Origin of the sequence: Halomicronema sp. CCY15110 (assembly GCF_016888165.1) — a bacterium.
Taxonomy (GTDB): Bacteria; Cyanobacteriota; Cyanobacteriia; order Phormidesmidales; family Phormidesmidaceae; genus Halomicronema.
Genome location: NZ_JACSWC010000341.1, coordinates 1 through 2,326 on the forward strand (window position 1 = coordinate 1; position 2,326 = coordinate 2,326).

General features: G+C 54.3%; 2 protein-coding genes. Both read right to left on the reverse strand.

The window, feature by feature from the left end; translation table 11 throughout:
* Positions 1-76 precede the first annotated feature (76 nt).
* Positions 77-274, reverse strand: a complete 198-nt coding sequence (locus JUK32_RS16350; protein WP_204139934.1) for a hypothetical protein — start codon at positions 272-274, stop codon at positions 77-79.
* 76 nt (positions 275-350) lie between these two features.
* Positions 351-1,193 (reverse strand): Rpn family recombination-promoting nuclease/putative transposase, encoded by an 843-nt coding sequence (locus JUK32_RS16355; protein WP_204139935.1) that lies wholly within the window; start codon positions 1,191-1,193, stop codon positions 351-353.
* Positions 1,194-2,326: the final 1,133 nt, after the last annotated feature.

The window sequence follows — 2,326 nt, forward strand, 5'->3', positions numbered from 1 at the left end:
CAGCAGTGAAATTCCGCGCGGCTATTCTAGCGGTTAGATGACAATTTCCGGGGCACTCCCTTAAAGCGCTTTCACCTCATTCCCATTCGCCCGCGATCGCGCTGAGGCCCCTCATTCCAACCGGGCAATTAGCGCGACTTCTAGCAGCCACCGCAGGACTGGAGTTAATGGCCTCATGCCCTTCAGAACGGCTCTCAGGCACAACCAGGACGAGATCGCGGTGGGGGAGAACAACCACCTTGAAACCGCGATCGCTGCCGCTCTCAATATTCAAGGGTCAGGGTTCCGCAATCGCTCCCCGTGATGCTGGTGCCTGCGATCGCGCTAGCGAGAACGGGAGAGCGCTGGCTTCACCGCTCACGGCTGGCCAACCACGTCTCTAAATCAGAGGCCTCAGCAAAATCAAACAACGCTTCTCCCAACGCTTCAAGTTGCTCTAAAGACAGCGCATTCACTTGCGCCTGCAACGAGTCCGGCAATGGCCCTAACTTCCGCGTCAGTTGTCGGGAAATCAGCGAGCGCGCTTCCTCTTCTCGGCCTTCCTCTCGACCTTCCTGATACACACGGGTCTCTCTCAATTCACTCAGTCCTAACATTGCCGCGATCTCCTCCCGCGACAAGCGCGGAAATGTGTACACCACTATCGTCTCTACCAATTCTATAAGTCGCGCCATCTCCACTGCTGGACGAGACCCCTGCTGCACCCGCTCAATCAGTCCTCTGGCTGCTTCAGGCACGCTTTCGGCAGGTTCCACTAACAAGCGCAGTATCCCCAAGCCCGGTGATAGCTCCGCGATCGCTCCTAACTCATTCAGGTAAATGACTTCCACCCGGCTCGTCTCTAAGAATTCCTGCAATGACCGCTCGGCCACTTCGATACTAGGATCCGGGTACAGCACCACTGCGCGCCAGTCTTCCACTACCGGGTTTTGGCGCAGGTACAGCAGCACTTCCGACAACAACCGACGATACAATTGCGGATCGCGTTGAAACTGCACTTCCACAAAATAAACGGGCGCTGATGGGGCATCCTCGGGAGGACGGAACACCCCATCGATGCGGAATGCCGTCTGCTTCAGCTCGACCGAGGCAAATTGATACCCCTCAGCTTCCTCTGGAGCACGCTCTAACAGCTCTAACAGCAACGACGGCAATGACTGAAACAACGCATAAAACAAGCTATCGGTTTGCATCTGCGTTCGCCCCTCAAATCACAGGTCTTAGCTTATCTTGAGGGGGCGTATAAATGTACCAGAATCCCCAATTACCCCACACGTTTTCAACTAACGCTCGGCTGTCGCGGTTAACCACTGAGGGGGCAAACACCATTGGCCGATTACTCCTCCTCAGCGACTCTCAGGCAGACACCTGGGACGATGGGTGAACGACCGGGTTCATCCCCGCCAGCAGTCAATACCGAGGCACTCCAAGACGACTTCCCAAAGATCGGGCATGGCTTCGGCGCGATCAGGCTATCTTCCGGCCTCTCAGTAAGACGTTAGTCCGGCCTCCGCTAGCCGCACCAGGACACGGAGCACACATATCTATCACCACCTGAAAACGGCTTTGAGGCACCCTGGGGAAGACCCTCGCTCGCTACACTACCCGGTGAGCGCTGCCGAATCACCCTCCGGAAGCCAGATGGCCAAGCCATCGCCACCGTTGCCCTCTCAAACATGTCTTTGCACCCATGCAGTTGCGATCGCGCTCCCTTTCAGGATGGGTTCAAGCATTATTCTGACCCGAATGACTAGAACTCTCGCCCCGTTAACTGTTCAGTAGAACCGTCGGGACCATCACTGGATGCCGCCCTGCCGACCAGCGGTCAAATAACGTGGCACTAACTCATCCCGGCCCAATAGCGTGGCACTTAGCACGGCTGCGCGATCGCTCTCTCCTAACTGCTCACCGCGTCAATGGTGTCATCCACGACTCCGGTGATTCGTTAATCCTGAGCCCTCCATCACAGCTAATCCTTATCTATACCTAGATTATCGTAAACGAAGATAAGTATAAGAAAAGAATAGAGTTAAAGAAAGAATACAGAAGAGGAAAGAAAGAATACAGAAAACGATCTCAATCAGATAAGGAAGCCAGGACAAAATGAGTTACTTCGCGCTCCGCAACCGCATTTTTCCGAATCGTACTCATGACGACTTCGGATTAGAAACACCTCAAATTGTTTAGTTTTGTTGCGCTTCAAGGGTTCATCGCGATCCCATTTTTCCTGTGTTCTTTGATCGCACATTTCGCAACATTTGACGCCAACGCTCCGTTCAGATTGACCTCCTTTTACCCATCGGCGGCTCGCAACAGTTGCCAGGTC